The 26348-nt window shown below is 58.9% G+C and carries 28 protein-coding genes and 2 tRNA genes; 19 read left to right on the top strand and 11 right to left on the bottom strand.

The genetic code is table 11. The annotated features are described in order from the left end of the window. Positions 1-8 precede the first annotated feature (8 nt). From tolR to nadA, 8 genes are all read left to right on the top strand, one after another. The gene (gene tolR, locus ACKPCU_RS07905) at positions 9-461 is read left to right on the top strand and encodes a protein TolR (RefSeq protein WP_373289796.1); all 453 of its coding nucleotides are present in this window, start codon (positions 9-11) and stop codon (positions 459-461) included. Next, the gene (gene tolA, locus ACKPCU_RS07910) at positions 458-1471 is read left to right on the top strand and encodes a cell envelope integrity protein TolA (RefSeq protein WP_321351222.1); all 1014 of its coding nucleotides are present in this window, start codon (positions 458-460) and stop codon (positions 1469-1471) included. The genes tolR and tolA overlap by 4 nt, the downstream gene beginning before the upstream one ends. Beyond that, complete coding sequence (gene tolB, locus ACKPCU_RS07915) at positions 1471-2772, top strand: Tol-Pal system beta propeller repeat protein TolB (RefSeq protein WP_321351224.1); 1302 nt, start codon at positions 1471-1473, stop codon at positions 2770-2772. The genes tolA and tolB overlap by 1 nt, the downstream gene beginning before the upstream one ends. 43 nt (positions 2773-2815) lie before the next feature. Continuing rightward, positions 2816-3316, top strand: coding sequence for a peptidoglycan-associated lipoprotein Pal (gene pal / locus ACKPCU_RS07920; RefSeq protein WP_088275530.1), 501 nt, complete (start codon positions 2816-2818; stop codon positions 3314-3316). Positions 3317-3329: 13 nt separating this feature from the next. After that, positions 3330-4115 (top strand): tol-pal system protein YbgF, encoded by a 786-nt coding sequence (ybgF, locus tag ACKPCU_RS07925; protein ID WP_104737092.1) that lies wholly within the window; start codon positions 3330-3332, stop codon positions 4113-4115. An 80-nt stretch (positions 4116-4195) separates the two neighbouring features. Further along, positions 4196-4891, top strand: a complete 696-nt coding sequence (gene queC, locus ACKPCU_RS07930) for a 7-cyano-7-deazaguanine synthase QueC (RefSeq protein WP_321351228.1) — start codon at positions 4196-4198, stop codon at positions 4889-4891. Positions 4892-4964: 73 nt separating this feature from the next. Further along, positions 4965-5040: transfer RNA gene (locus ACKPCU_RS07935), tRNA-Lys, on the top strand. A gap of 155 nt (positions 5041-5195) precedes the next feature. Continuing rightward, the gene (gene nadA, locus ACKPCU_RS07940; protein ID WP_104737203.1) at positions 5196-6254 is read left to right on the top strand and encodes a quinolinate synthase NadA; all 1059 of its coding nucleotides are present in this window, start codon (positions 5196-5198) and stop codon (positions 6252-6254) included. A 39-nt stretch (positions 6255-6293) separates the two neighbouring features. Here nadA and ACKPCU_RS07945 read toward each other — a convergent pair whose 3' ends face one another. After that, on the bottom strand, positions 6294-7742 hold the full coding sequence (locus ACKPCU_RS07945; protein WP_407651834.1) for a M48 family metalloprotease: 1449 nt from the start codon (positions 7740-7742) through the stop codon (positions 6294-6296). 99 nt (positions 7743-7841) lie between these two features. On the opposite strand from ACKPCU_RS07945, the gene ACKPCU_RS07950 reads away from it, so the two are divergent. Both ACKPCU_RS07950 and ACKPCU_RS07955 read left to right on the top strand, forming a co-directional pair. Then, positions 7842-8093, top strand: a complete 252-nt coding sequence (locus tag ACKPCU_RS07950) for a sulfurtransferase TusA family protein (protein WP_104737095.1) — start codon at positions 7842-7844, stop codon at positions 8091-8093. A gap of 6 nt (positions 8094-8099) precedes the next feature. Further along, entirely contained in the window at positions 8100-9194 is a 1095-nt protein-coding gene (locus tag ACKPCU_RS07955; RefSeq protein WP_104737096.1) for an AI-2E family transporter, read from the top strand. Positions 9195-9215: 21 nt separating this feature from the next. On the opposite strand, the gene ACKPCU_RS07960 is transcribed toward ACKPCU_RS07955, so the two are convergent. Beyond that, positions 9216-9683, bottom strand: coding sequence for a peroxiredoxin (locus ACKPCU_RS07960; protein ID WP_104737097.1), 468 nt, complete (start codon positions 9681-9683; stop codon positions 9216-9218). Between the two features lie 18 nt (positions 9684-9701). Beyond that, positions 9702-10259 carry a glycine cleavage system transcriptional repressor gene (locus tag ACKPCU_RS07965; protein WP_104737098.1) on the bottom strand — a complete coding sequence of 186 codons (558 nt, stop codon included), beginning with the start codon at positions 10257-10259 and terminating at the stop codon, positions 9702-9704. 227 nt (positions 10260-10486) lie between these two features. On the opposite strand from ACKPCU_RS07965, the gene dapA reads away from it, so the two are divergent. The 5 genes from dapA (at position 10487) to ACKPCU_RS07990 (ending at position 14185) form a co-directional block, all read left to right on the top strand. Then, on the top strand, positions 10487-11362 hold the full coding sequence (dapA, locus tag ACKPCU_RS07970; RefSeq protein WP_321351233.1) for a 4-hydroxy-tetrahydrodipicolinate synthase: 876 nt from the start codon (positions 10487-10489) through the stop codon (positions 11360-11362). A gap of 36 nt (positions 11363-11398) precedes the next feature. Then, a complete protein-coding gene (gene bamC, locus ACKPCU_RS07975; protein ID WP_321351235.1) occupies positions 11399-12553 on the top strand; it encodes an outer membrane protein assembly factor BamC in 1155 nt (384 codons plus the stop codon). Next, positions 12531-13292, top strand: a complete 762-nt coding sequence (locus ACKPCU_RS07980) for an MBL fold metallo-hydrolase (RefSeq protein ID WP_321351238.1) — start codon at positions 12531-12533, stop codon at positions 13290-13292. The genes bamC and ACKPCU_RS07980 overlap by 23 nt, the downstream gene beginning before the upstream one ends. Positions 13293-13328: 36 nt before the next feature. Then, positions 13329-14042, top strand: a complete 714-nt coding sequence (gene purC, locus ACKPCU_RS07985) for a phosphoribosylaminoimidazolesuccinocarboxamide synthase (RefSeq protein ID WP_104737102.1) — start codon at positions 13329-13331, stop codon at positions 14040-14042. Between the two features lie 53 nt (positions 14043-14095). After that, positions 14096-14185, top strand: a tRNA-Ser gene (locus ACKPCU_RS07990). Between the two features lie 1242 nt (positions 14186-15427). Here the strand turns inward: ACKPCU_RS07990 and ACKPCU_RS07995 are convergent. From ACKPCU_RS07995 to ACKPCU_RS08005, 3 genes are read right to left on the bottom strand one after another with little or no spacing between them, the layout of a single operon-like run. Further along, a complete protein-coding gene (locus ACKPCU_RS07995) occupies positions 15428-16180 on the bottom strand; it encodes an SDR family NAD(P)-dependent oxidoreductase (protein WP_321351241.1) in 753 nt (250 codons plus the stop codon). Positions 16181-16203: 23 nt separating this feature from the next. Beyond that, positions 16204-16578, bottom strand: coding sequence for a DsrE family protein (locus ACKPCU_RS08000; protein ID WP_321351243.1), 375 nt, complete (start codon positions 16576-16578; stop codon positions 16204-16206). Beyond that, positions 16575-16946 (bottom strand): carboxymuconolactone decarboxylase family protein, encoded by a 372-nt coding sequence (locus tag ACKPCU_RS08005; protein ID WP_321351245.1) that lies wholly within the window; start codon positions 16944-16946, stop codon positions 16575-16577. Before ACKPCU_RS08005 ends, ACKPCU_RS08000 begins: the two co-directional genes overlap by 4 nt. 152 nt (positions 16947-17098) lie before the next feature. Between ACKPCU_RS08005 and ACKPCU_RS08010 the strand changes: the two genes are divergently transcribed. From ACKPCU_RS08010 to ACKPCU_RS08020, 3 genes are all read left to right on the top strand, one after another. Beyond that, on the top strand, positions 17099-17410 hold the full coding sequence (locus ACKPCU_RS08010) for an ArsR/SmtB family transcription factor (protein WP_321351248.1): 312 nt from the start codon (positions 17099-17101) through the stop codon (positions 17408-17410). A 107-nt stretch (positions 17411-17517) separates the two neighbouring features. Beyond that, the gene (locus ACKPCU_RS08015) at positions 17518-17658 is read left to right on the top strand and encodes a YgaP family membrane protein (protein ID WP_321351783.1); all 141 of its coding nucleotides are present in this window, start codon (positions 17518-17520) and stop codon (positions 17656-17658) included. 115 nt (positions 17659-17773) lie between these two features. Further along, positions 17774-18979 carry an amidase family protein gene (locus tag ACKPCU_RS08020; protein ID WP_321351250.1) on the top strand — a complete coding sequence of 402 codons (1206 nt, stop codon included), beginning with the start codon at positions 17774-17776 and terminating at the stop codon, positions 18977-18979. A gap of 192 nt (positions 18980-19171) precedes the next feature. Here the strand turns inward: ACKPCU_RS08020 and ACKPCU_RS08025 are convergent, their stop codons facing one another. The 4 genes from ACKPCU_RS08025 to ACKPCU_RS08040 form a co-directional block, all read right to left on the bottom strand. Further along, on the bottom strand, positions 19172-19987 hold the full coding sequence (locus ACKPCU_RS08025) for an enoyl-CoA hydratase/isomerase family protein (protein ID WP_321351252.1): 816 nt from the start codon (positions 19985-19987) through the stop codon (positions 19172-19174). Between the two features lie 212 nt (positions 19988-20199). Further along, positions 20200-21834, bottom strand: coding sequence for a 3-(methylthio)propionyl-CoA ligase (locus ACKPCU_RS08030; protein ID WP_321351255.1), 1635 nt, complete (start codon positions 21832-21834; stop codon positions 20200-20202). Positions 21835-21849: 15 nt separating this feature from the next. Next, positions 21850-22161 (bottom strand): EthD family reductase, encoded by a 312-nt coding sequence (locus tag ACKPCU_RS08035; RefSeq protein ID WP_321351258.1) that lies wholly within the window; start codon positions 22159-22161, stop codon positions 21850-21852. Positions 22162-22336: 175 nt separating this feature from the next. Then, positions 22337-23125, bottom strand: a complete 789-nt coding sequence (locus ACKPCU_RS08040) for an SDR family oxidoreductase (RefSeq protein WP_321351260.1) — start codon at positions 23123-23125, stop codon at positions 22337-22339. A 101-nt stretch (positions 23126-23226) separates the two neighbouring features. Here ACKPCU_RS08040 and ACKPCU_RS08045 point away from each other — a divergent pair, with 101 nt between their 5' ends. After that, positions 23227-23928: a Crp/Fnr family transcriptional regulator gene (locus ACKPCU_RS08045; RefSeq protein WP_321351261.1), complete on the top strand. Its 702-nt coding sequence runs from the start codon at positions 23227-23229 to the stop codon at positions 23926-23928. A gap of 59 nt (positions 23929-23987) precedes the next feature. Here ACKPCU_RS08045 and ACKPCU_RS08050 read toward each other — a convergent pair whose 3' ends face one another. Next, complete coding sequence (locus tag ACKPCU_RS08050) at positions 23988-26321, bottom strand: putative bifunctional diguanylate cyclase/phosphodiesterase (RefSeq protein ID WP_321351263.1); 2334 nt, start codon at positions 26319-26321, stop codon at positions 23988-23990. Between the last annotated feature and the right edge of the window lie 27 nt (positions 26322-26348).

Consider the following 26348-nt stretch of genomic DNA (forward strand, 5'->3'; position numbering starts at 1 on the left):
GAGTCGTTATGGGCATGCACATGCAGGGGCGTCGTCAGAAGCGTAAGCCGGTCGCTGAAATGAACGTGGTGCCATACATCGACGTGATGCTGGTGCTGTTGGTGATTTTTATGGTGACCGCACCAATGCTGAATCAGGGGGTCAAGGTCGATCTGCCACAGGTATCCAGCGAGGTCTTGCCCTCTGATAGCAATCAGCAGGTACTGACGCTGTCGGTGCTGGCTGACGGAACGTACTACTGGAACCTGGGTGATGGGGTCGACACTGAAAACCACACCGACAGCGTTGTTTCGCTGGCTGAGATGACGGAAGGGGTGTCCAAGATCATGGCCGCCAAGCCCGACACGCTGGTCTACATCCGTGGTGACAAACAAGCCAATTACGGTGTGGTTGTTACCGCAATGGGTGCGCTGCAGCAAGCGGGTGTGCCCAATGTAGGTCTGATTACCGAGGCGCCGTGAGCACGCGATATCAACACCGGCCAACGGAGTCCGAGCGTTACTCTGCTCCGTTGCTGAAGGCCGCAGCTCTGCATTTGGCGGTGGCGATTCTGCTGTTCGCCTCTTTCAGTCGTGCGCCGGATTTTGAGCCGGCTCGGCCGATTGTTCAGGCAACGCTGGTGCAGCTGGATTCGATGAGTCCTGCTGTGACGCAGACGGACCAGAAAATTGCCGGTGAGGCGCCAAAGACCGCCGCGCCTCGCCATGAAGAAGAGGCGATGGAGGCTCAGCGGCAGCAGCAACAAGCCGCAGAAGCAGCCAGGGCTGCCGCTGCTGAAAAGGCTCGGCAGCAGGCGGAAGCCGCTGCGGCTGAAGCGGCGAGGGATGAGGCTGATCGCAAGGCTGCTGAAGCTGCGGCGGCTGAGCGTCGTAAGGCTGAAGAGGCTAGAAAGACGGCTGAGGCTGAGGCGGCTCGCCGGGCTCAGGCTGAAGCCGAGCGTAAGCGTGCTGAGGAAGAGGCCCGCCGCAAGGCTCAGGAAGAAGCGCGTCGCAAGGCCGAGGCTGAGCGTCGCGCTGCGGAGGCCGCCGAGCAGCGCCGCCGCGAGCAGGAGCGCCTGGCAAACGAACGCAAGGCGCAGGAAGAGGCCAAGGCGCGTGCGTTGAGCGAGGCGTTGGCGGAGGAAGCCCAGTATCAGCAGGCGCAGGCTGATCGCAGTGGTGACCAGGTTGCGGCCAGTTACAACGATCTTATTCGTCGTTACGTTTCTCAGCAGTGGCGCCGCCCGCCCACTGCTCGCAATGGGATGAAGGTAGTGCTGCGAATTGGGATGCTGCCGACAGGGCAAATCACGGATGTGTCGGTCAAGCAGTCCAGCGGCGATGCAGGATTTGATCAGTCTGCTGTGCAGGCGGTCAGGAACGTTGCCCGTATTCCGGAAATACAGAAACTTTCGAGTGAACACCCGGCGGTGTTTGAACAGGATTTCAGAAGTCTGGAGATGGGCTTCAAACCAGAGGACTTGTCTTTCTAATGAGCAGATTTGCTAAAGCACTTGGTTTGATCGTGTTGCTCTGTGTTGCTCAAGTGAGTTTTGCGCAGAACTATATCGAAATCACGCAGGGTAACGACAAGGCTACCCCGATTGCGGTGGTGCCCTTTGGTTGGCAGGGCAGCACGCCGCTGCCGGAAGACATGGCGGAGATTACCGCGAACGATCTGCGCAACTCCGGCATGTTTGCGCCGATTCCGCGTGGCAACATGTTGAGCTATCCGACCCGTGACGGTGAGATTAATGCGCGGGACTGGCGCATGATTGGGGCTGACTATGTGGTGGTCGGGCAGGTCGCGGCCACTAGCGCAGATGCCTTTGAGCTGACTTACAGTCTTTACAGTGTGGTTCGCGAGCAGGTATTGCTGTCGCGTTCGATCAGCGGTACCCGTGCGCAGCTGCGTGATATTGCCCATCACCTGAGTGATGAGGTGTTCAAGGAGCTGACCGGTATTCAGGGCGCCTTTAACACCAAGCTGCTGTACGTCGCTGCCGAGCGTTTTTCGGTCGACAATACACGGTACACGCTGCAGCGTAGTGATTACGACGGCGCCCGTGCTGTAACCTTGCTGCAGTCCCGTGAGCCGATTCTCAGTCCGAGCTACTCGCCGGATGGCGAGCGCATCGCCTATGTATCGTTTGAATCGCGTCGTCCGGAGATCTACATTCACTATATCCGGACTGGCCGCCGCGAGCGTATCAGCAGCTTTGAGGGCTTGAATGGCGCGCCGGCCTGGTCGCCAGACGGAAGTCGACTGGCTTTTGTACTGTCGCGCGATGGCAATCCGGAAATCTATGTGATGGATCTGGCCAGCAAGCAGCTGCGTCGGGTGACCAACCATTTTGCGATTGATACCGAGCCGAGCTGGATGGGTAACGATACGCTGGTGTTTACCTCGGATCGTGGTGGGCGCCCGCAGATCTATAAGCAGAATTTGAGTTCGGGTACTACCGAGCGTTTGACCTTCGTTGGTAACTACAATGCCAACGCCAAGCTGTCCGTTGATGGCCGCACCATGGTGATGGTGCACCGTCAGGAGGGCTACCGTAATTTTCAGATTGCCACGCAGGATCTTGAGCGCGGCAACCTGAGAGTTTTAACAGAAACGTCACTGGATGAGTCCCCGACGGTCTCACCCAACGGCGTTATGTTAATTTATGCTACCCGTCAACAGGGGCGGGGTGTACTCATGCTGGTATCAACAAACGGGCGTGCACGGTCGGTGATACCGACTCAGTTCAACGACCTGCGCGTACCATCATGGTCCCCATACCTGCCATAGGGCGCACCAACACTAAACCATATGGGGTTAATAGGAGTTCATGATGCAAGTTATCAAGTTTGGCAAAGCCGCTGCTCTGGTCGTTGCTTTCGGCGTTGTTGTTGGCTGTTCCTCCAAAGGTGGCGACACCTCTGGTGCAGTTGATCCGAACGCTGGCTACGGCGCTGGCAGCAACGGCGCTGGTATGGACAACGGCATGAACAGCGAAGAAGCTGCTCTGCGCGCCATCACCACGTTCTACTTCGAGTACGACAGCTCCGAGCTGAAGCCGGAAGCCATGCGCGCTCTGGACGTTCACGCTAAAGACCTGAAGTCCGCTGGCAACCGCGTTGTTCTGGAAGGTCACACTGACGAGCGCGGCACCCGCGAGTACAACATGGCTCTGGGCGAGCGTCGTGCGGCTTCCGTACAGCGTTACCTGGTTCTGCAGGGCGTGTCTCCGGCTCAGCTGGAACTGGTATCCTACGGTGAAGAGAAGCCGGCAGCGATGGGTTCTACTGAAGAAGCCATGGCTCAGAACCGTCGCGTAGAGCTGCGCAAGTAATAGAAGAGGTCTTATGAAGGGTTACAGAGGCATCGTAATGGCCTTGGCGCTGTCGCCGTTGGTGGCAGTTGCTCAGGTTCCGGTAATGGAAGGTAGTTCGAGCAATACGTCGTCTGCCAGTTACGCGGGTTCCTCGGTAACCCAGCAGGCCCCGGCTGGCCTTTCTGGTGAAGGCCAGCTGTTTCAGCAGATGTACCAACTGCAGCAGGAAGTCACCATGCTGCGGGGTATGCTCGAAGAGCAGAGTTACAAGATCAAGCAGATGGAGCAGGACCAGCTTGATCGCTATCAGGATATTGATCGTCGACTGTCTGGCCTGACCGCCGCGCCGGCTCCCGCCGCCAACGGTAGTGCGCCTGCTGACAGTGACACTGCGACAACGCCCGCTCAGGCGCCTGCGGCCAGCACTGCGCCGGCTGATCCCGAGCAGGAAAAACTGCTTTATGACGCGTCCTTTGACCTAGTCAAAGCGCGGGATTTTGACAAGGCTGCACTGGCCTTCAACGCTTTCCTCAGACGTTATCCGGACAGTCAGTATGCGGGCAATGCGCAGTACTGGTTGGGTGAGGTCTATCTGGTTCAGTCTGATCTGGAGTCCGCCGGCAAGGCGTTTGCTCAAGTGATCAGCCGTTATCCGAATCACCGCAAGGAGTCGGATGCGATGTACAAGCTGGGCGACGTCGAGCGTCGTCTTGGTAATAACGACAAGGCGCGTGATCTATTCCAGCAGGTCATCAGCAAGTACCCCGACTCGTCGGCGGCGCAGCTGGCCGGCCGTGAGCTGAACACGCTCAACTGATGGGGGGGGGCAGCCAGCCCGCCGATCTGTCTTTGCAAAAGCGCCCATCGGGCGCTTTTGCATTTCTGCCCGGGAGGTTTATGAGTAACGCTAACACTGTTTCGGATTTGCCGGCTGCTGTCGTGCTCTTGTCCGGCGGTCTGGATTCGGCCACTGTGCTGGCGATGGCTCAGGCGCAAGGGTTGCGCTGCTATACCATGAGCTTCGATTACGGCCAGCGCCACCGCGCCGAACTGCAGGCCGCCGAGCGGGTTGCCCGCGCCGCTGAAGTTATCGAGCACAAGGTCGTTGGTATGAATCTCAACGGGATAGGCGGTTCAGCGCTCACCGATGACAGTATCGCGGTGCCCGAAGGGCCGCAGGATGGCATTCCGGTAACCTACGTGCCGGCGCGCAACACGCTTTTTCTTTCGCTTGCGCTGGGCTGGGCGGAGGTGTTGGGCGCCCGGGAGATTTTTATCGGCGTCAACGCAGTGGACTACTCCGGCTATCCCGATTGCCGGCCGGAGTTTGTTGAGGCGTTTGAGCGTCTGGCCAATCTGGCTACCCGCGCAGGCGTTGAGGGTGATGGGTTTCGTATTCGGGCGCCCTTGCAGTACATGAGCAAGGCGGAGATCGTGCAGACGGGCGTGGCCCTCGGGGTTGATTACAGTCAGACGGTGTCCTGCTATCAGGCAGATGCTGACGGCAGGGCGTGTGGCCGCTGCGACAGTTGTCGTTTGCGTGCCGAGGGTTTCCGCGCGGCAGGGCTGGCTGATCCGACCCGGTACAGGTAATCAATTTTCACCGAGAGTGAAAAAAAGCTTGAGTTCCTCTGATAAATCAGTAATATAGCGCGCGTCCAGCAGGGGGTCGTTAGCTCAGTTGGTAGAGCAGTTGGCTTTTAACCAATTGGTCGTAGGTTCGAATCCTACACGACCCACCACTCTGGATCCCTCCTCTGAAGTGATCCCCTTTTTTTGAAAGTAACTGCCTTGAATCGGTTCGAGGTGTTCGCGCGCCTGCGATTCGGTCGCGCTGGGCAGCTCTGGCAGGCGTGCTACAATGCCGGCCTCCGTTGTTCTCCTGATGGATGCAAACATGTCCCAGATTCCCGAGCGTCTGCTCGTTCAGGCGCACCTGGATGCCAAGGCGCCTGCTCCGCTCAGTGATGCAGAAAAGGCTGACTTCAAGGCCCGCATCGCCGCTGCGCTGAAAGCCCAGAACGCTGTTCTGGTTGCCCACTATTACACCGATCCGTTGCTGCAGGAACTCGCTGAAGAAACCGGTGGTTGTGTTTCTGACTCGCTGGAAATGGCGCGCTTTGGTCGTGATCACCCGGCCACCACGCTGATTGTTGCCGGTGTGCGTTTCATGGGTGAAACAGCCAAGATTCTGAGCCCGGAAAAGCGTGTGCTAATGCCGACTCTGGAGGCGACATGCTCGCTGGACTTGGGATGTCAGATCGATGAGTTTTCCGCTTTCTGTGATCAGCATCCGGACCGCACCGTGGTGGTCTATGCCAATACTTCGGCAGCGGTGAAGGCGCGGGCTGACTGGGTCGTAACGTCCAGTTGTGCGCTGCCGATCGTCGAGCACCTGATGGATAAGGGCGAGAAGATCCTGTGGGCGCCTGATCAGCATCTGGGTAACTACATTCAGCGCGAAACCGGTGCAGATATGCTGCTGTGGCAGGGCTCCTGCATTGTGCACGAGGAGTTCAAGGCCAAGGCGCTGGAAGATCTGCGCAAGGTCTATCCTGACGCCGCCGTGCTGGTGCACCCGGAATCACCGCAGTCGGTTGTCGAGATGGCGGATGTGGTCGGCTCGACCAGCCAGTTGATTCAGGCGACCCGTGATCTGCCCAATCCGACCTTTATCGTTGCCACTGATCGCGGCATCTTCTACAAAATGCAGCAGGCGGCACCGGATCGGCTGTTGATCGAAGCGCCGACCGCAGGAAACGGCGCAACCTGCCGCAGTTGTGCGCACTGCCCCTGGATGGCGATGAACACGTTGCCGCGCGTGCTCGCGAGTCTGGAGCAGGGCACCGATGAGATTCTGGTTGATCCTGAGCTGATTCCAAAGGCCGTGCGGCCGCTGGATCGGATGCTCGACTTTACCCGTCAGGCCAGTCTGGCTGCCAAGGGTAATGCCTGACGCCAAGCCCGCCGCGTTTCGCGGCGGGCTTGGCGTGCTTCAGAGTGATTCGATCAGTTCGCGCTGACGCTGCAGCTCGTTCTGCTGCTCCTTGATGCGCGAGCTGATGACAAAGTTGCCCCCCGCCCGCTGCAGTGCCAGGTCAAGCTGTTGGCCGGCCTGCTGCATATCCCCGGTCTGTTCGAAGAACTCCGCTCGTGCCAGGTGCACGCCCAGAATGTTGCCGGCAAGACCGCGAATCTCGGCCGCCAGATACCAGACATCAGGATCGTCCTTGCGTTGGCTGGCGAGTCGGTCGATGGCTTTCTCTGCATCGGCATATTGCTGTTGTTTCATCAACAGGTCGGCTTCAGAGAACTCCAGCGGGAAGTTGCCAGGGAAGCGCTGCTGCAGGCGCCGGTTGCGCTCCAGGGCCTGCTCCAGGCGACCAGCGTTGGTGTCCAGTTCGATCTGGGCAAGGTTAACGGTCAGGTCATCCGGTGTTGCCTCGAGCAGCGGCGCCAGAGTTGTGCGGGCTTCGGCGTGCTCGCCGCCGCGGCTCAGGGCCAGCGCCAGACCATAGCGGGCGGCCGGGTGTTCGTCGCCGCTATCATCCAGCAAGGCACGGAATCGCTTGGCTGAGAGGCCGGGGCTTTGTTCGTACTTCAGTTGTACGCGGGCGCGCATCATCTGGTAGTTCAGTGAGTCTTCCTTGCCGCCGCCCATCTGCTCTGCCCGGTTGCGGGTGTCGGCCATACGTGCCTGGCTAACCGGGTGGGTGAGCAGAAATTCCGGTGGTGTGGTGTCGTAGCGACTGAGTTGGGCCAAGCGCTCGAACATGTCCGGCATGGCTTTCGGGTCGTAGCCGGCCTTCTCCAGATTGAGGATGCCGATGCGGTCGGCCTCCTGTTCGTTCTGGCGGGAAAAACGACGTTGCTCCTGCACCGCTGCTGCCTGGGTCGTCGCAAGGGCGGCGAAGCCGGCGTCTCCACCGCCCGCCGCAGCCAGCACGATGCTGGCCAGCATGGCCGTCATGAACGGCACCTGCATGCGCTGTTGCTGTTCAAGGCCGCGGGCAAAGTGGCGCTGGGACAGGTGAGCCAGTTCGTGGGCCAGTACTGAAGCAAACTCGGCCTCGCTACGTGCGTGCAGGAACAGGCCGCCGTTGACGCCTACCACGCCGCCGGGTGCGGCGAAGGCGTTCAGCTGTGGGCTGTCGATCAGCACAAAGGCCAGACGGCGGTCAGTCAGTTGGCTGGTTTCCGCCAGGCGACGGGTAAGGTCTTCGACAAAGTCCTTGAGCTGTGGGTCCTCAAGGGTTTGAACCGCGCCGCGCAGCATGTTCAGCCAGGTGCGACCGAGCTGGTACTCCTGTTCGCGGGACATGATCGAGGAACTGGTATCACCCAGCGACGGCAGGTTGAATTCGTCTCCGGCCGGCACCGCTGTAGCCGGCAGTATCAGGGACCCGGCGAGCGTCACGGCCTGGGCAAGCGATCTGACGGACATCCTTTTTTGCATCATTTTTGTTGCGCACCCGTGTCTAGCTGTTGTCGGAGTGAGAGTCGTCAAGGCTATACTGTGGCCCACTCGCTGTGGAGTCCCTGCATGTCTGTTGAAATCACCCATCTACCTGTTGACGTTGAGTTGGACGCCCGTGGACTGTCCTGTCCGCTGCCGCTGCTCAAGGCAAAGCAATCATTGAACGGCATGGTAGCAGGCCAGACGCTGCATGTGGTTGCTACCGATGCGGGGTCACAACGGGACTTTCAACGCTTCGCGGAGCTGTCCGGGCATCTGTTGCTGGAGTCCCGGGTATTGGACGGCGATTTTCACTATTGGTTGCGTAAAGCAGATTAGGTTCCGATGCTAAAAGTTTTTCGAAGCTGGATTCAGCGTTACTTTTCCGATGAAGAGGCGGTCGTACTGGCCGTTGTGCTGGCACTGGGGTTTGCGATTGTCATCAGTTTTGGTGACAAGTTGGCGCCACTGCTGACCGGGGTGGTACTTGCCTATCTGCTGCAGGGGCTGGTGTCGCGCCTGCAGCGCTGGTTGCCTCACAGCCTGGCGGTGTGGATCGTGTTTCTGCTGTTTCTCGGTGCGCTGGCGGCGCTGTTTGGTGTGCTGGTGCCACTGGTATGGAAGCAGATGCTGAACCTGTTTAACGAGCTGCCGGGCATGATTGCCTCCTGGCGCGATCAATTGCTGCACCTGCCTGAGGAATATCCCTCGTTTGTGTCGGCGGCGCAGATCGATCGCCTGATGGCGTCGATCAACGGTGAGGTCGGGTCCTTCGGGCAGTGGGCGTTGTCGCAGTCGCTCGCGAGCCTGCCGGTGGTGGTGACGGTGCTGGTATATCTGGTGCTGGTGCCGATTCTGGTCTTTTTCTTCCTGAAGGACAGTCAAACCATTACCGATTGGGCGGTCAGCCATTTGCCGCGCGAGCGTCGCCTGATGCGGGTTGTCTGGACCGAGATGAATCAGCAGATTGCCAATTACATCCGCGGCAAGGCGGTCGAGATCCTGATCGTAGGAGCAGTGACCTACATTTCTTTTTCCGTTCTTGGCGTCAACTACGCTGCCTTGCTGGCGGTGCTGGTGGGGTTGTCGGTGCTGGTGCCCTACATCGGCGCCACGGTCGTGACCATTCCGGTAGCCGTGATCGGTTTGTTCCAGTGGGGGCTTGGCAACGAGTTCATGATGCTGATGATCGTCTATGGCGTTATTCAGGCGCTGGACGGCAACGTGCTGGTGCCGATTCTGTTTTCCGAGGCGGTGAACCTGCATCCGGTGGCGATCATCGCCGCCGTGCTGATCTTCGGCGGCCTGTGGGGGTTCTGGGGGGTGTTCTTTGCGATCCCGCTAGCGACCCTGTTCAAGGCGGTACTCTACGCCTGGCCGCGGGGTATTGAGGCGGCACACGACAGTCAGTCGGCGGGACCTCAGGCCGGGGAGGCCTGAGGTTTCATTCGGCGGTGTTGCTCAGCCGAGGGTGCGGGCTGCAGCCAGTACCTCCGCAACATGGCCTGATACCTTCACCTTGCGCCATTCCTGGCGCAGTACGCCCTGCGCGTCGATCAGGAAGGTGCTGCGCTCGATGCCCTCGTATTCCTTGCCGTACAGCTTTTTCAGCTTGATCACGTCGAACAGGCGGCAGAAGGTCTCGTCCGGATCACTGATCAGCTCGAACGGAAATTCATGCTTGGCCTTGAAGTTGGCGTGGGTGCGCAGGCTGTCTTTGGATACCCCATAGATGACCGTGTTGACTGCAGCGAAGTCGGCATGTGCATCGCGAAAGTCCTGGCCCTCTGTGGTGCAGCCGGGGGTGTTGTCCTTCGGGTAGAAGTAGATGACAACATTCTTGCCGGCCAGGCTGGCGGGGGTAATGGTCTGGTCGCCGGTGGCCTGGGCGCTGAAATCGGGTACTGGCTTGTTCAGTTCAACGTGCATGGATACCTCTCCAGATGGTCAGTGAAGCGGACGCCATGGTTCGATCACGGCATCGAGGTTGAGTTCGTCGCAGAAATCCAGAAACTGCTCTCGCAGCCAGCTCAGTTGCGTTTTTACCGGGATGGCGATGGTCAGCGTCAGGTTGAGCATGGGGGTGCCGGTGTGTTGCGCCAGGTAGGTGAAGCTCTGCAGCTCTTCGATGTCGATGCTCAGTTGCTGAAAGAAGTTGCATAGCTCGCCGACCAGTTCCGGGCGCTGGGCTGCGGTGACGAAAACGTTGTAGGGCAATGCCTGCGGGCGCTCATCAATGCTGTGGCTGCGGCTCATCGACAGCTGGAAGTGCTCGCGTTTGGCCAACGCTGGCAGCAGTGCTTCGAGGCGAGCCAGAGCATCCCAGTTGCCGCTGACCTGAAGCAGCAGAACGGCACAGGAACCGTGGCGGCTCATGCGGCTGCTAATAATCTGGCAGCGGTGCTCGGTGCACAGGCGAGTCAGCAGGCTGGCAAGCGATGTGGTTTCCTGGCCCATGACATGAACGACCAGATATTGCTCGCGGTGACTCGGGGTGCTGGACATTGGGTTCCTCTGACTGACGGCGGAACGCCCGCTTGGCGGGCGAGAAGCAAGCGCCTATTGTCACAGCCTGTCGAGAGCGGTTCAACTGTCGCTTCCGGCCGCTGCTTATGCCCTGCCTGCAGCGGGTTGCCGGAGAGCCTCAGGCAGTGGATTTAATCCGTGCTTCCCTTGTACTGGCCGCGGCGCGAAAGTACCATTGCCGTTTATTGTTCCAAGTGGAGAGTTGCATGATCTCGGGTAGTCTGGTGGCGCTGGTAACACCCATGGATTCTAGCGGGGGCCTGGATTGGCAGGCACTGGAGCGTCTCATCGACTTCCATTTGGAAAAGGGCACCGATGGCATTGTTGCGGTGGGTACCTCGGGTGAGTCTGCGACGCTCGACATGGTGGAACACAAGGAAGCCATTCGTCGGGTCGTTCAGCAGGTCGCCGGTCGCATTCCGGTGATCGCCGGCACCGGCGCAAACTCGACGCGTGAAGCCGTCGAGCTGACCGAAGCCGCGCGCAGCGTCGGCGCTGATGCTACGTTGCTGGTCACCCCGTATTACAACAAGCCAACCCAGGAAGGCTTGTATCTGCACCACAAGCACATTGCTGAAGCGGTTGCTATTCCCCAGATTCTTTACAACGTGCCGGGCCGCACTGCCTGCGACATGCTGCCGGAGACGGTTGAACGCCTCGCTGCGATCAGCAACATCGTTGGCATCAAGGAGGCCACTGGCGACCTGCAGCGTGCCCGTGAGGTAATCGAGCGGGTTGACGGCCGCATGGCAGTTTACTCCGGTGATGATGCGACCGCAGTTGAGCTGATTTTGCTGGGTGGCAAGGGCAATATTTCTGTCACCGCCAACGTCGCACCGCAGCAAATGCACGAACTGTGTGCTGCGGCACTGCGCGGCGACGAGCAAACTGCCCGTCGTCTCAATGAAGCCTTGATGCCGTTGCACAAGGCGCTGTTTATCGAGTCCAATCCGATTCCGGTCAAATGGGCGTTGATGGAGATGGGGCTGATCGCCGATGGCATTCGCTTGCCGCTGACACCGCTTAGCCCCCGCTGCCATGACGCTGTGCACGGCGCATTGCGCCAATGCGGGATGCTGTAATCGAACCGGGAAGACCAGTTGACCAAGGAAACGTTTATGAAGCCTGTGCTGAGTGCACTGACTCTGGGGGTATTGGCCAGCCTGAGTGGCTGTGGGTATCTGATGGGCGATAACGGATACTTCCGTGATCGTGGCAGTGACTATCAGCAGGCTCAGGTTGAGCCACGGATGACGGTTCCTGCTGACCTGCAGACCCGTTCGATCGGCGATTTGTTGCCGGTGCCTGGTCAGGCAGTGGCTGCGGCGACTGGCGAGGATGGTTTTGAAACACCGCGCCCACGCCCCATGCTGGCCAGTGCCGACAGTTCGGTATTCTCGCTGCAGCAGCAGGGTAGTCAGCGCTGGTTGCTGGCCCAGTTGCCCGCCAATGAGGTCTGGCCGCTGCTGTCTCGGTTCTGGTCTGACTACCGGGTGTCGATGGCCGAGCAGGACCAGGCCCTCAGTGAATTCGCTACCGACTGGGTTGATTTCAGCAAAGCAGCGGGTAACCCGCTGGTTCGCCGCATGATGCCGCTGCTGGAACAGGGTCGCCGGATCGATGATGAAGAGCAGCGCTTCCGCGTACGGCTTGAGCCGGGCGTCAACGCCGGCACCAGTGAAATCAAGGTTGTCCATCAGAACCGTGATATTGGTGATGACGACAGTCAGTGGCCGTCGCGCTCCGATAGCGCCAACTTCGAGCGCGGCCTGTTGGCCGAGCTGGAAACCTATCTGAACCAGAGTGTCAGCGCGGGCGGCAGTGCTCTGGTTTCCAGCATCATCAACAGCGGCCCGGTTGAGACCAGCCTGGAGTTGGATGGCGCTGGCAACAGCGTGCTGTTTATGAACGCCGACTTCAACCGCGCGTGGTCCGATGTGGGTGATGCGCTGGCGCGTGCCGATGTGCTGGTCACCGACTACAACCGCAGCTCCGGTGTCTATTACGTCGATCTGGACCAGACCCGTTCCGAGAAGAAAGAGCCGGGCTTTTTCGCACGCTGGTTTGGTGGTGATGACGATGACAAGGCTCAGACGCCCGACGAGAACCAGCTGCAGGTACGCCTCACCTCTGGCGCCAACCGCGTTGAAGTCAGTGTCGATGCCGGCTTTGAGAAGGCTGCAGATCCGGCACGTGCACGCGAATTGCTTGAGCGTATTCAGCGCGGCTTGAACGAGGGGCCCAACGGCGGTGCGGTATTGCTCCCTCGGTAGTGGTAGCCGCGGCAACGGCACCCTGATTGAGCAGGGTGCCACGCGGGTTCTGGTCGACTGCGGCTTCAGTTTGCGTTCCACCGAGCAGCGTCTGGCTGAAGCCGGTCTGCGTGGCGACCAACTGAGCGCCATTCTGGTTACCCATGAGCACAGTGATCATATCCAGGGTGTTGGCAAGCTGGCGCGGCGCTATGGCCTGCCGGTGTATCTGACCCCGGGTACCGGGTTTGAGCTGCGTGAAGATGGCCTGGATCTGCGCTGGATTGATCTGCATGGACGCTTCGAGGTTGGTGATCTGGAGATTACTCCGGTAGCGGTACCCCACGATGCCAGAGAGCCCTGTCAGTATATTTTCGACAACGGCCAGCGACGGTTTGGCGTGCTGACCGATACCGGCACTATTACCCCCTGGATTGTTGAGCACTATGCTGATCTGGATGCGCTTTTCCTCGAAGCCAACTATGATCCGCACATGCTGTCGATCGGGCCCTATCCGGCCTTCCTGAAAGCGCGGGTCGGCGGTGATCTGGGTCACTTGAGCAACCAGCAGGCAGCCGGTTTTCTGCAGGTTGCCGGAGGACGGGAGCGACTGCAGCATATTGCCGTGGCGCATATCAGCGAAAAGAACAACCGGCCGGAGCTCGCTCTGGCCGCCATGCAGGATGCCCTGACTGGCTGGTCCGGCAACCTGCTCATGGCACATCAGAATCAAGGTCTGCCTTGGCAGTCCATCGAGTAATACCCATCACCATTTTGCGGACAGCGGGAGCCGATAATGGAAAAACGTAACGAACTCTATCGCGGTAAAGCCAAGTCGGTGTACACCACTGATGACCCGGATCGCCTGGTCCTGCTGTTCCGCAACGATACCTCCGCCTTTGATGGGAAGAAGATCGAACAGCTCGATCGCAAGGGCATGGTCAACAACCGCTTCAACGCCTTCATCATGCAGAAGCTGGAAGAAGCGGGCATCCCGACCCAGTTTGACGCACTGCTGTCTGACAACGAGTGCCTGGTCAAGAAGCTCGACATGATCCCGGTCGAGTGCGTCGTGCGCAACTTCGCCGCAGGCAGCCTGGTCAAGCGTTTGGGTGTGGAAGAGGGCATGGCGCTGACCCCGCCGACCTTCGAACTGTTCCTGAAAGACGACGCCAAGGGCGACCCCTTCATCAATCAGTCGCACGTTGTCACCTTCGGTTGGGCGACCGCCGAACAGCTGGCGCGCATGCAGGAACTGACCTTGAAGATCAACGACATCCTCAAGGGCCTGTTCGACGCTGCCGGCCTGCTGCTGGTCGACTTCAAGCTGGAGTTTGGTCTGTTCAACGGCGAAATCGTACTGGGCGACGAGTTCAGCCCGGACGGTTGCCGTCTGTGGGACAAGGAAACCCGTAAAAAGATGGACAAGGACCGTTTCCGTCAGGGCCTGGGCGGTGTGATCGAAGCCTACGAGGAAGTAGCCCAACGCCTCGGCGTGCCGCTATCCTGAGCATCTTCGGCTACCGCATTCCGAGCAAAACCTGCTAAGATGCGCGCCGACTTGGAGAGTTGCCAGAGTGGTCGAATGGGACGGATTCGAAATCCGTTGTACGGGCAACCGTACCCAGGGTTCGAATCCCTGACTCTCCGCCAATAAACAAAAACGCCCAGCCTAGCTGGGCGTTTTTGTTTATCCGGTGAGCTCTCGGTGAGAACCCTCGTTCGACCGAGCCTGCCGCGCAGGCGAGGAACGCCGGAGCATCGCGACGGCGGCCCCTCGAAGAGGGGTGAGGCGCGCAGCGCCGAATAATCCCTGACGAAGCCTCAGACGGCACAGTCTCCCGACTAGCTGGGCGTTTTTGTTTATCCGGTGAGCTCTCGGTGAGAACTCTCGTTCGACCGAGCCTGCCGCGCAGGCGAGGAACGCCGGAGCATCGCGACGGCGGCCCCTCGAAGAGGGGTGAGGCGCGCCGCGCCGAATAATCCCTGACGAAGCCTCAGACGGCACAGTCTCCCGGCTAGCTGGGCGTTTTTGTTTATCCGGTGAACTCTCGGTGAGAACCCTCGTTCGACCGAGCCTGCCGCGCAGGCGAGGAACGCCGGAGCATCGCGACGGCGGCCCTTCGAAGAGGGGTGAGGCGCGCCGCGCCGAATAATACCTGACGGAGTATCAGGCCACTCCGCTCTCCGCATTGTTGTTCTTCAAGGCTCCGAATTTCGGGGCTTTGTCGTTTATGAGGTTCGCTGGCCCATACTCTAGCCCATACTTTGAATTTGGTTTGCGCTTGGGCGGGAGCTTGAATCTGTGCCGTGGTGGGCACCAACTGAAGGTGGCCAATTATGACTGCGGTGGTGGCAGGGCGCTCGATTCACCCTTCAGTATCGACGGTGTATACCGTACAGGCGGAAGGTGGCTCTTGGGCGGGCTTGCACCGATGAAAGCAGGTGTTTGCTCTTGGTGGGGCTTGAGGAGGCCCTGATCCTCCTCGTCTTGCCTGAGAAGCTGATCAAGAGTGCTTGCATTGAACGCTGAAGCCAGACAGCACGGCACTAACGACCGGATCTTCATGATTTCAACCGAGTGGCGTGTGCTCAGCTGTTAGCTATTCAATTGCTGTGACAATGCAATTATGAATGGCCTAATTCGGCCATGGGGGTAGTACCCCGAGTCCGACTTCTACAGGAGGGTTAACTCTTTACTCAGTCGGACGGTCAAAAGTGGGGGTATGGGCGCTGAACACGTGGTTGAGCAGCTGTCGGCGGTAGGTGTGAAAAATGCTCGACAGCTTAATCATCATCTCGAGGGGCCGGTAGCTCCATCCCATCTGGAAGAGGAACAATGTCGCAGCGAGACACCGGACACCCCGGATGATGTTGCTCATAGCTGGCTGCGGATTACTGCGCGGTGTAGCCACCATCGACAGTGTATTGTGACCCACTCACAAAGGCCGCCTCATCGGAGAGCAAGAAGGCGACCACGTTGGCCACCTCTTGCGCCGTGCCAAGCCGCCCGATCGGGTGCAGTGCAACGAGCGAGTTATATTCCTCGCGGCTCAGTTCGTTAAGCAGCGGTGTATCAATATAACCAGGATGCACGGAGTTGATGCGAATACCCTGCGAGGAATACTGCAACGCCGCGCTTTTTGTTAAGCCCGATACTGCATGCTTGGCTGTCACATACGGAACATAGCCCGGAGTACCGACAAGGCCTAGGATGGAGGCGGTATTCACGATGGCACCTCCGCCAGCCGCCAGTATGGCGGGAATTTCGTATTTCAGGCCATAGAACACCGCATCAAGGTTGATATCGATCAGCTTCTTGTAGCTATCGATAGTAACGTCATGCAGCGGCCCTTGGGGTCCAATAATGCCAGCGTTATTGAATGCTAGATGCAAGGCGCCAAATTTTTCGATGGCAAAAGCCACGGCTGCCTCATTCACCGCTGGTGAGGTGAAATCTCCGCCGAATGCCACCGCCTTGCCGCCCGCGCTTGTGATTTCGTCCACTACGGCAAGAGCAGCTTGCTCGTGCAGATCCGCTACGACAACCGCTGCACCCTCGGAGGCCAGCTTGATGGCAGTTGCTTTTCCGATGCCGGAAGCGGCGCCAGTGAGGAGGGCAGTTTTACCTTCAAATCGTTTTGACATGATGAATCTCCTTTCTATGTGATTTAAGCAATTTGCAGTGAACCCGTGGCACCCATTAGTAAGTCGATGACGTCTGGTGCCGTAATGATCTCGAAACGCTTATCCATCTGTTCGGCACTGAGGCCGTGGTGCTGCATGCACGACTTGCAGATAGCGACTCGGCCGCCGGCATTGAGGTACTGGTGCAGCAGATCGGCAGCAGGCTCGAATGGCTGGCCGATGTTCATGTTGTGGGTTGCACCAGGCACACCCATGGCCACGCCTTCGGCCATCAGTATCAGGCAGGTGGTATGCCCCTTGAGCCGAGCGTTGAGCGCCATGGTTAGGGCCACGGTCGCTTTGTCCGGGTTGTTCTGGCCGTGAAACAGAGTGGAGACGAAAGCGGCGCTCGGAATCATGATGGTGCTCCTGTTAAGGGCTTGGCAGGTGATGTGAATTCATTGAACGCAGCCTCTGCGTTGGCCGCATACATGGCCAACGGTTCTCCGCCCATGTAAACGGTCAGGGCCAGTGCTTCGTGCACTTCCTCGGTGACGGGTCCCTGTTTGGCCAGAGCTTTGGCGTGGAAACCGATGCAGCCATCGCAGCGTGCTACTACACCGACAGCCAGTGCAATCAACTCCTTGGTCTTAGCGTCGAGGGTACCCGCGGCCATGGCAGCCTTGCCCATGTCAGCAAAACCCTTCATCACGTTCGGTTGAGTTTTGTGCAGTTGGGTGAGGTTACCGGAGATGTTCAGCGTGAGGGTTTTGTACGGCGTTGTCATGGCAGCTTTCCTGCATGATGATGGGTAAAGCGTTGGAGCAAATACCAGAGACGGACTGCTTCCGAGGACAGGTTACCTCTCCCTTCGTTTTTAATTTAGCACATGCTAAATTAGTTTCAACTAAAATATAATTATCAAAACGTGCGAAGCCTATGAGTCAAAATAAGTCCGAAATTGAGCAGTTGCAGGATAGTGCGGCACAGGCTTCTGCCTTGCTTCAGGTTGTGGGGAATCCCCATCGGTTACTCGTGTTGTGCCTATTGATTGCCGAAGGTGAAATGACTGTAGGAGCACTCAATGAAGTGGTGCCTTTGAGCCCGTCGGCACTGTCGCAGCATTTGGCCAGGATGCGCGAAGAAGGCCTGGTTACGTACCGGCGTGAGTCGCAGATGTTGTATTACCGCATTGACGACCCTAGGGTCGCCAGACTGATCGGCACTCTCAAGGATATCTTCTGTCCCTAGGGCGTTTGGTGGGCAGTTTTATCTTCAATCTTTTTTAGTAACGGTTTTTTATGAAAGGGAATGTTGGTGGTGCGGATAGAGTGCTGCGCGTTGTCGTCGGTTTGGTTATGTTGGCTCTGGCGGCCACCGGTACGGTGGGTTGGTGGGGGTGGTTGGGCGTGGTGCCGCTGCTGAACGGGCTGGCGGGTCTTTGCCCTCTGTACCCGATATTGGGTGTGAGTACTTGCTCACGAAAAAGCAAACCCTGACTGTTGTGAAGGCGGCCGCGAAGTGGTGAGGCGCGCCGCGCCGAATAATCCCTGACGGGGTATCAGGTCATTCTGACGCTATATGCAGTTCAGGTTCGCGTACCGGGAAAAAAACATGCTTGACTCCGCACCAGACTCATCCGCCGGACTGATTGAACCGTTGGACCTCGCCCCACTGCGGAAGGGCCTGCTTGATGGGCTGAGATTCACGGTGAAAGATAACATCGACCTTGCTGGATACAGAACCTCCTATGGCAGTCCTGCTTGGCGAGACGCGCACCCGGCGCCGGTACACAATGCGCTTTGTGTTGATCAACTGCTTGGCGCTGGTGCCCGGTGCGTCGGCAAGGTCGTCGCGGACGAGTTCACCTATAGCCTGGACGGGGAGAGCTTCTATTTCGGCACTCCCCGTAATGCGAAGGCCCCAGATCGGGTTCCTGGTGGCTCATCCAGCGGTTCTGCTGCATCCGTCGGCAATGGCCTTGCGGACTTCTCGCTGTGCACGGACGCGGGAGGTTCGGTCCGTGTCCCGGCAAGCCTGTGCGGCCTTTGGGGAATGCGTCCTTCCCTGCATCGGATTTCCGAGGCCGGAGTTCTGCCGTTTCAGCCCAGCGTCAGCACAGTCGGTGTACTGGCGGATCGGTTTGAGGTGCTCGATGCTGCGATGCGGGTCTTGCTCAGCGCTGCTGCAACGTCAACACCGGTACCAAGGCGCATCTTCGTCTTGCAGGATGCGCTGGAAATCGCTGATGCTGCTGTACAGGATCAAGTCAGCAGCGCATTGGATCGAATAGCAGACAATACCGGCGTTGTTCTGGAGTGGGTACGGTTTTCCGAGATCGTCGGGGCGCAGTACGCGCTGAATGCATGCAATCTTGAGGGGCTGCGTGATCTGCAAACGGCTGAATTTCAAAGCACCGTCGGCAATTGGATTGAAGTCTGCAAGCCGGAGCTCGGCTTTACGTTTTCTCAGGCCTATGGAAATGTCCGGACGTTCGACCGCATCGCGGCGCTGGACAACATTGCAAGGTGTGAACGCTTCTTCACGCAAATCAATGCGTTCTTCGCTCCGGATACAGTGGTTTGTTTTCCCACAACACCGAAGATCGCTCCAGTGAGGGGCTCGCTGAACACGCTTGAAGCGGTGATGGATTTCTACGATCCGACCATGACGATCACCGCGTTTTCCGGTGTCGCGCGGCTACCGGAGATATCGGCACCGCTGTTGACTGTGGACGGTTGCCCGGTGGGCCTATCTTTCGTCGCAGGCCACTATCGGGATGAGTTCTTGCTGAATGCGGTGCGTGAACTGGTCTGCTGATGTGTCACAGTTGTATTAGGCCTGTAGCCCTAATCGCGCTCCAGCCAGCTTCACTTAACTAGCCTCAGTAAATAAAAATGCCCAGCTAAGCCGGGCATTTTTATTTGTCAGACGAACTGACGGTGAAAGCCTTCGTCAGGACTGACCTGTGCTGCAGCAGGGCGCGCCTTTGCTGCGTAACGAGCGCCTGTGCTAAAGCGAACCGTAACGCGAGTCCCGCCAGTTCAATGCTTCGCGTAGTCCGTGGCTTTTGACCCGCTCGCCAAACTCGGCTTTCTCGGGGGAGTAGGCGGAGTTGAGGATGGAGACGACATCGAGGTTGGCTGTGACGGCTTGTCTTAACCCCATCGCCTCATAGGCTCGGGTCAACGCCAGCTTGGTCAGTCGCAAGGTAACTGCAGGCGTCATGGCGATTTTTTTGGCCAGTTTGTCGACGGTTTCTTCCAGCTCGGTTGCCGGCACGACGTGGTTGATCAGCCCCATTGCTTCGGCTGCTTCTGCGGAGACGACGTCGCCGGTCAGCAGTAGTTCATTAGTTTTTTTCTGCCCGATCAGGAAGGGCATTAGCAGTGTCACAGGGCCGGAGCCGAAACGGATTTCCGGTTCACCGAAATGCGAGCGGTCCGACGCGATGATCATGTCGCAGGCCATGGCAAGTTCACACGCGCCCGCCAGGCACCAGCCGTCGACTGCGGCAATGGTCGGTTTGGTGCAAGCCCAGACGGCCATCGACAGGTCGACGTTGCGGGTCAGTGCGTTATGCCAGTCTTCTGCGCTGGAAACGCCTTTCTCGATACCTTCGGCAATATCGTAGCCGACCGAGAAAGTCTTGCCGGCGCCACGCAGTACGATGACCCGCACCTCGTCGTTGGCTTCCAGTTCAGTGACTTTTTCTCGTAATTCGGTAACCACTGCGGCGGACAGGGCGTTTAGTTTGTCGGGACGATTAATCGTTACCCAGGCAATGCCACCGCGAAGTTCAGTTATTATGAGAGCATCATTTTTCACGGTATTTCTCCTTAGAGAGGAAGGTTGCTGGGTCAGGCGGCGCTAAGCACAACGCTGTCTGACCGTAACGTTGTTCAGCTACTTAAGTTCACCACCGCGCGGCGGCGAACCTGACGAGCTAAAGCGGGTCGACAAGTGAGACAGCGCGAATGAGGCGGCCAGATCACGTTGCCGTGATACTGGCGCTGTGCTGCGCGCTGGATGACTCATCGTCACGAACCAAGACCAGGCAATGTGTAACTCTGCAGCTGTTGGCGAATCTGCGTCTTCAACACCTTGCCCGTTGCGCCCAAGGGCATTTCATCTACAAAGATGACATCGTCAGGGGACTGCCACTTCGCCAGGCGACCAGGGTACAGCGCGAGAATCTCCTCGGCGCTGACCTCGGCGTCCGGTTTTTTGAGCACCACGACTACCGGCCGCTCGTCCCATTTGGGGTGAGGCACGCCTATCGCGGCTGCCAGGGCGACGCCGTTGTGGCTCAACGCGATGTTTTCGATATCAATGGTGGACAGCCATTCGCCGCCCGACTTGATCACATCCTTGCTGCGGTCGGTCAGCTGCAGGTAGGCATGCTCATCAATGGTGGCGACATCACCAGTAGCAAACCAGCCATCATCCAGGCGGTTGTCGAACTCATCCTTGTAGTAGGCGCTAATGACCCAGGGGCCTTTGACCTGCAGGTGGCCGGCGGCCTTACCGTTCCACGGTTGCTCAATACCCTGATCGTCGACAATGCGCATGTCGATGCCGAACACCGGTCTGCCTTGCTTGAGCCGCACCCGCTGCTGCTCTTCGCGGCTGAGCTCCTGATGCTGTGTCATCAGCTTCGATGTGGTGCCCAGAGGGGAGGTTTCTGTCATGCCCCAGCAGTGAATCACTTCGACGTTGTGCTGGTCTTCGAAGCACTGCTGCATGCTGGGCGAACAGGCTGAGCCACCGATAGAGGTCTTCTTCAGGGTGCTGAAGGTTTGCTGATGGCGTTCCATATGGTCCAGCAGGGTCTGCCAGACAGTGGGTACGCCAAGGGCGAGCGTGACACCCTCGCGCTCAATCAGGTCGTATACCGACGCCCCATCCAGCGCCGGGCCGGGGAGCACCAGTTTGGCACCGGCCAGTGCGGCGCAGTAGGGCACGCCCCAGGCATTAACGTGAAACATCGGAACAACGGGCAGCAGTGCATCCTGGCTGCCGACGCCCAATCCGTTTGGCGTGGTCAGCACCAGTGTATGCAGCACGGTTGAGCGATGCGAGTAGAGCACCGCCTTGGGGTTGCCCGTCGTGCCGCTGGTGTAGCACATGCTGGAGGCGGTGCGCTCGTCGAATTCCGGCCAGACATAGTCGCCAGATTGCGCGGCGATCAGGGCTTCGTAACTCAACAGTCCTTCACTATCGGCAGTGTTATCCAGCGCGTCTGGCTCACACAACATGACCCAGTGCTTGACGCCCGGCGCCAGTGGCTTGAGGCTCTCTACCAAGGTGGCGAAGCTCTCGTCGAAGAAGACTACTTCGTCCTCGGCGTGTTGCAGTATCCAGGCAATCTGCGAGCTGTGCAGGCGCGGGTTGACGGTGTGCAGCACCCTTTCTGAGCCACTGACACCGTAGTACAGCTCCAGGTGGCGATAGCCGTTCCAGGCAATACTGGCAACGCGGCTTCCCGGCTTAAGGCCCAGTTCATCCAGCGCCATGGCCAGCTGTCGCGAGCGCTGCGCAACATCGGCCCAGGTGTAGCGGTGAAGGTCTCCTTCGATGCGGCGAGAGACGACTTCTACCTGGCCGCTGTAGCGCTCCGCGTGGGTCAGCAGTGACGAAATCAGCAACGGCTTGTCTTGCATTAATCCGTTCACGGGCAGCGTCCTGACTTATTGGATAACGTGGCTGACAACCACTACAGGAATGATGTCCGTGTAGTTTTCCCGGTCATCGCCCAACTCTTGGCCGGCAGCGGCCATTGCTGCCTGGAAGCTGGCGACGTCCGCAAAAAAGAGATGCGCTGCGGCCACGCTGGCAGGCAGGGCACCGGAGCCATCAGGCAGCGTTTGGTCGATCTCCAGTTTGATCAGTCCCTGGGCGCCAAGGCGGTCACGGATCAACTGGGCGTGAGCGCTCTGATAGTAGTCGTGATCAAATGTGCAGTTTTCGTGCGGTGGGTAGGAAACGGTGACTCTGATCATGGTGTTCTCCGATCTTATTATTGTGACGGGATAGCTGGATTGGTTTCCTGCAGGTCGTGAAATGATCGCGACCGAGTGCGGCGGGGCTCAGTCCGTCGGCACATGAATCCGCTGCGATCGCGTCCAGGGTGGAGGCCACGATCGCAGCGTGAATCAATATTGTCCGGCCTCGGTTTTACGGCTGTCCGCCAAACAGTCCGGGACCGGCCAGCGATGCACCACCATCGACAGGCAAGACTACGCCGGTGACGTAGTCGAATACGCTGGAGCTGAGCATCACCGCGACATTGGCGACATCCGAGATCTCGCCAAAGCGGCGCAACGGCATATTCTGGGTCACCGCTGCTTTGGCTTCGGGTGTGGGAGTCAGTCGTTCCATGCCCTCGGTGCCGGCAATCGGGCCAGGAACGATGGAGTTGACGCGAACGCCTTCCGGGCCCCATTCCATAGCCAGCACCTTGGTCAGCATGTCGACGCCTGCTTTGGCCGCACAGACGTGAGCCTGCATCGGCGTGGCCTGGGAAGCCTGTGGTGCAGAAATGTTGATAATGGAGGCACCGGGTTTGGTCAGGTAGGCGTGCGCTGCGCGCAGCACGTGGAAGCTGCCGAGCAGGTCGATGTCCATGACGCTTTTGAAACCGTTGGGGGACATTACGGCTGCGGGAGCCACAAAGTTGCCCGCAGCACCCGAGCAGAGTACGTCGATGGTTCCCCAGGCTTCATGTGTCTGGGACAGCGCTTCCTGAACACTGGCCATATCCCGGACATCGCCGCTGAATCCCATGGCGTCGGAGGTTAGCTCTCGCAACGTCGCCACGGCTGCGTCCACCCGCTCCTGTGAGCGACTGAATACGGCAACCTTTGCACCTGCGGCGGCAAAGGCCTTGGCAATTCCCAGGTTGATACCGCTGGTACCGCCAGCGACGAATACGGTCTTTCCTGTGAACTCATTGTGCTGCAACATTGTGACTACTCCCGCCAGTTATCGGTTAACACTATTTGCTCGCTAGCCTAAGCATCGGGAAAGTGGCAGTCTGTCAAAAAATTGAATTTTGAATCGAAATTATGGATACGCTGCTCGACGCTGATTTGCTGCTGGATAGGCTCAGTTCTGACGCTTGGTTTTCCTCGTGCTCGGATGAGCTGAAGCAGGCTCTGTTACGCGATGCGAAAATTCAGCCGTGCCCTGCAGGCGAAGCGGTGTATCGGGATGGGGAGTTGGCCAGGCACGCGCTGTATTGCGTTGTTGAAGGGGCCATTCGCCTCAGCAGCTCAATGCACGATGGCTCACCGTCGCTGCTGGTCTATTTGCAGCCGTGTCACTGGTTCGGTGATATCTCGTTGATCGACGGCAGGCCTTACATCCGTGATGCCGTCGCCGATGTCGATTCGCTGGTGCTGTGCGTGCCAAGCCAGCCTTTTGAGCGCTGGTTGAACGACAACCCGAAATACTGGCGAGACATCGCCCGTCTGAGCATCAACAAGTTGCGTGTGGCTTATCAGATCATTGGTGAGCCTGGCACGATCCACCATAAGCTGGCCCGCAGGCTGTGGTTGATGGCGCATGGGTTTGGATCACGCGCTCACAATCCATCGCTTCAGCTACAGGTGTCTCAGGAGCACCTGGCGCAAATGCTGGGAAGTACCCGCCAGAGTATTAATACCGGGCTTGCCAAGCTGGAGGGGTTAGGTCTGTTGAAGCAGGGTTACAAGTCGATCGACATTCTGGACTTGGCGGCTCTGCTGGACCACGCCAATCACAAGTGACTGTCTGCTGGCTGAGTTGCCGCTGTGACGGGCATGGAATAGCAAGCGGGCTGCCGCGTTCAGCTTTGCGGCTCGCTGGTCGCCGCCGTGACGGTGTTGGGGCGCTCGGGCAGGCTGCGGGGGAACGCTGAGAGCGGCACTGGCGGGGATATCAGATAGCCTTGTACCTCGTTGCAGCCGGTGGCGCAGATAGCATCGAGCTGCTCGGCGGTTTCAACGCCTTCGCAGACCGTGCGCTTGCCGAGGGTAATGGCCAACTCGGTAATCATCCGCACGATGGCCTGGGCGTCTTGTCGAGTCAGCAATTCGGTAATGAAGGAGCGGTCGATCTTCAGAGTGTCGAACGGGAAACGGCGCAGGTACGACAGCGAAGAGTAGCCGGTGCCGAAATCGTCCAGCGCCAGTCGCACGCCGGTCTCACGGATGGCGTGGAGCATGGCCAGCGCCTGATCCGGGTCATCCATAATCACTGACTCGGTGAGCTCCAGTTCCAGCCGCTGTGGGGCGAGTTGATAGCGCTGGAGCAGGGTTTTGAGGTCCGCCAGGAAATGTCCATACTGGACCTGCATCGCCGAGACATTGACCGAAACGGTCAGTCCTTGCAGTTCGTTGACTGCGGCCCGGCAAGCCTCCTCAAGTACCCAGTGGCCCAGACTTTCAATCAGACCGGCCTGTTCGGCAATGGGGATAAACTCGTCCGGTCCGATCCGGCCAAGCCGTGGGTGACTCCAGCGTATCAGCGCCTCGGCGCCGACAATCTTCCATTGGGTCAGGTCGACTTTGGGCTGCCAGTGAACATGGATTTCGCCACGCTCAATGGCCTGTCGCAACCCTTCTTCAATGGCCAATCGGCGACGGCTACGCTCGCCCATCTCGGTGGAGTAGAGTGACCAGCAGCCGCGGCCGGCGGCTTTGGCGGTGTAGAGCGCCATATCCGATTGCACCATTAGATCATCCAGATGCGGACCGTCCGGCCGCCGCAGGCTGATGCCGATGCTGGCGCCAACGCGAAACTCCCGTTCTGCTACGGTGACCGGCTCCCTGAGGCTGTCGACCAGCCGCTGGGCCAGGGCGGTAATCTCTGCGGTGTTCTCAAAGGGCCATACTACCAGGGCAAACTCATCACCGCCGAGACGGGCAACCAGCGTGCTCTCGCTGGCACAACTGATCAGGCGGCGGGCGATGACCTGAAGCAGGGCGTCGCCGGTGCTGTGGCCGTGGTTGTCATTGATGCTCTTGAAGCGGTCCAGGTCGACCGACAGTAGAGCCAGTGACTGGTTGCGCTTGACCAGTCCGCTGATGGTATCGCGCAGTTTGAAGCGGTTGGCCAGGCCGGTCAGCGAGTCGGTGTGGGCCAGGGTTTGCAGCATGCGTTCGTTGTTTACCTTGTCGGTCACGTCGCTGAGGATGCCGCGTCGGCCGATGACATGCCCCTGATCATCGAGCAGGATTTTGCCGGTCAGGGTCAGGTGGCGTACCCCCCGGCTGTCCTCCAGCGTCAGCGGCAGTGAGCGGAAGTTCTGGCGGCACTCGATCAGTTCGTTAGCCTGTTCCTTCAGCTCAGGGCAGCGCTCAATCAGCAGATCCAGAAAGCGCTTGCGCTGGTGCTCGGCAGGGGCAAGGTCAAGCAGCTCGGTCAGCCGGGGGGAGACGTGATTAAGCATGCCATTTTGGTCGGTTTCCCACAGCGCATCACCGGCGTCGAGTTCAAAGTCCTGCAGCAGCACAGACAGCATTTCTCCCTGTCTTGCTGCCTGTCGCTGGGCGTTGATCAGGTCTGTCGACTTGCGCCAGGACAGCAGGGAACCGATGACCACCATCGGCGAGTAGAGAAACAGCAGCAGTGCAAGCGCGATGTAGTGAGGCTTGCCGGTCAGCAGCAAGGCGATCAGCGAGCCAACGGTGTACAGGCCAACATAGATGACACTCGCCCTTGGCAATGGGCTAAGCACGAAACCACCGGCGCCAATCATGCCGGTGACCAGCGTGGATATGCTCATTTGCTGCAGACTGCCGCCGCTCGGAAACCAGAGGATAATCATCACCGCCCAGATTCCCGACAGGCCGGCAGCGTGCAGGGTAGAGCGTTTGATTCGGCGTACGCTTGAGGTCAGCAGCCCGCTTTGAGGCATGCGCTTCCAGCTCAGGGTAGCGAGTATGCAGAGCATGGTCAGCAGGCTGAACCAGACCCACAAGCCGCTCGGTATCTCGGGTGAAAAACTCAGCAGGATGCAGGCACCCGCGCCAAAATTGGCAAACATCATGGCCGGCGTGACACGAATGACCGACGTCAGGTGGGCGCCGCGCAGCAGCGCCACTTCGCGTTCGTCGCTGCTGTACATCAGCGCAATGTCGTTGCGTAGTGAATCGAAGGTCTGGATATAGGGCTTCAAACTGTACCTGCCGATTGACTGAACGGT

Source organism: Halopseudomonas oceani, assembly GCF_963677335.1.
Classification (GTDB): Bacteria; Pseudomonadota; Gammaproteobacteria; order Pseudomonadales; family Pseudomonadaceae; genus Halopseudomonas; species Halopseudomonas oceani.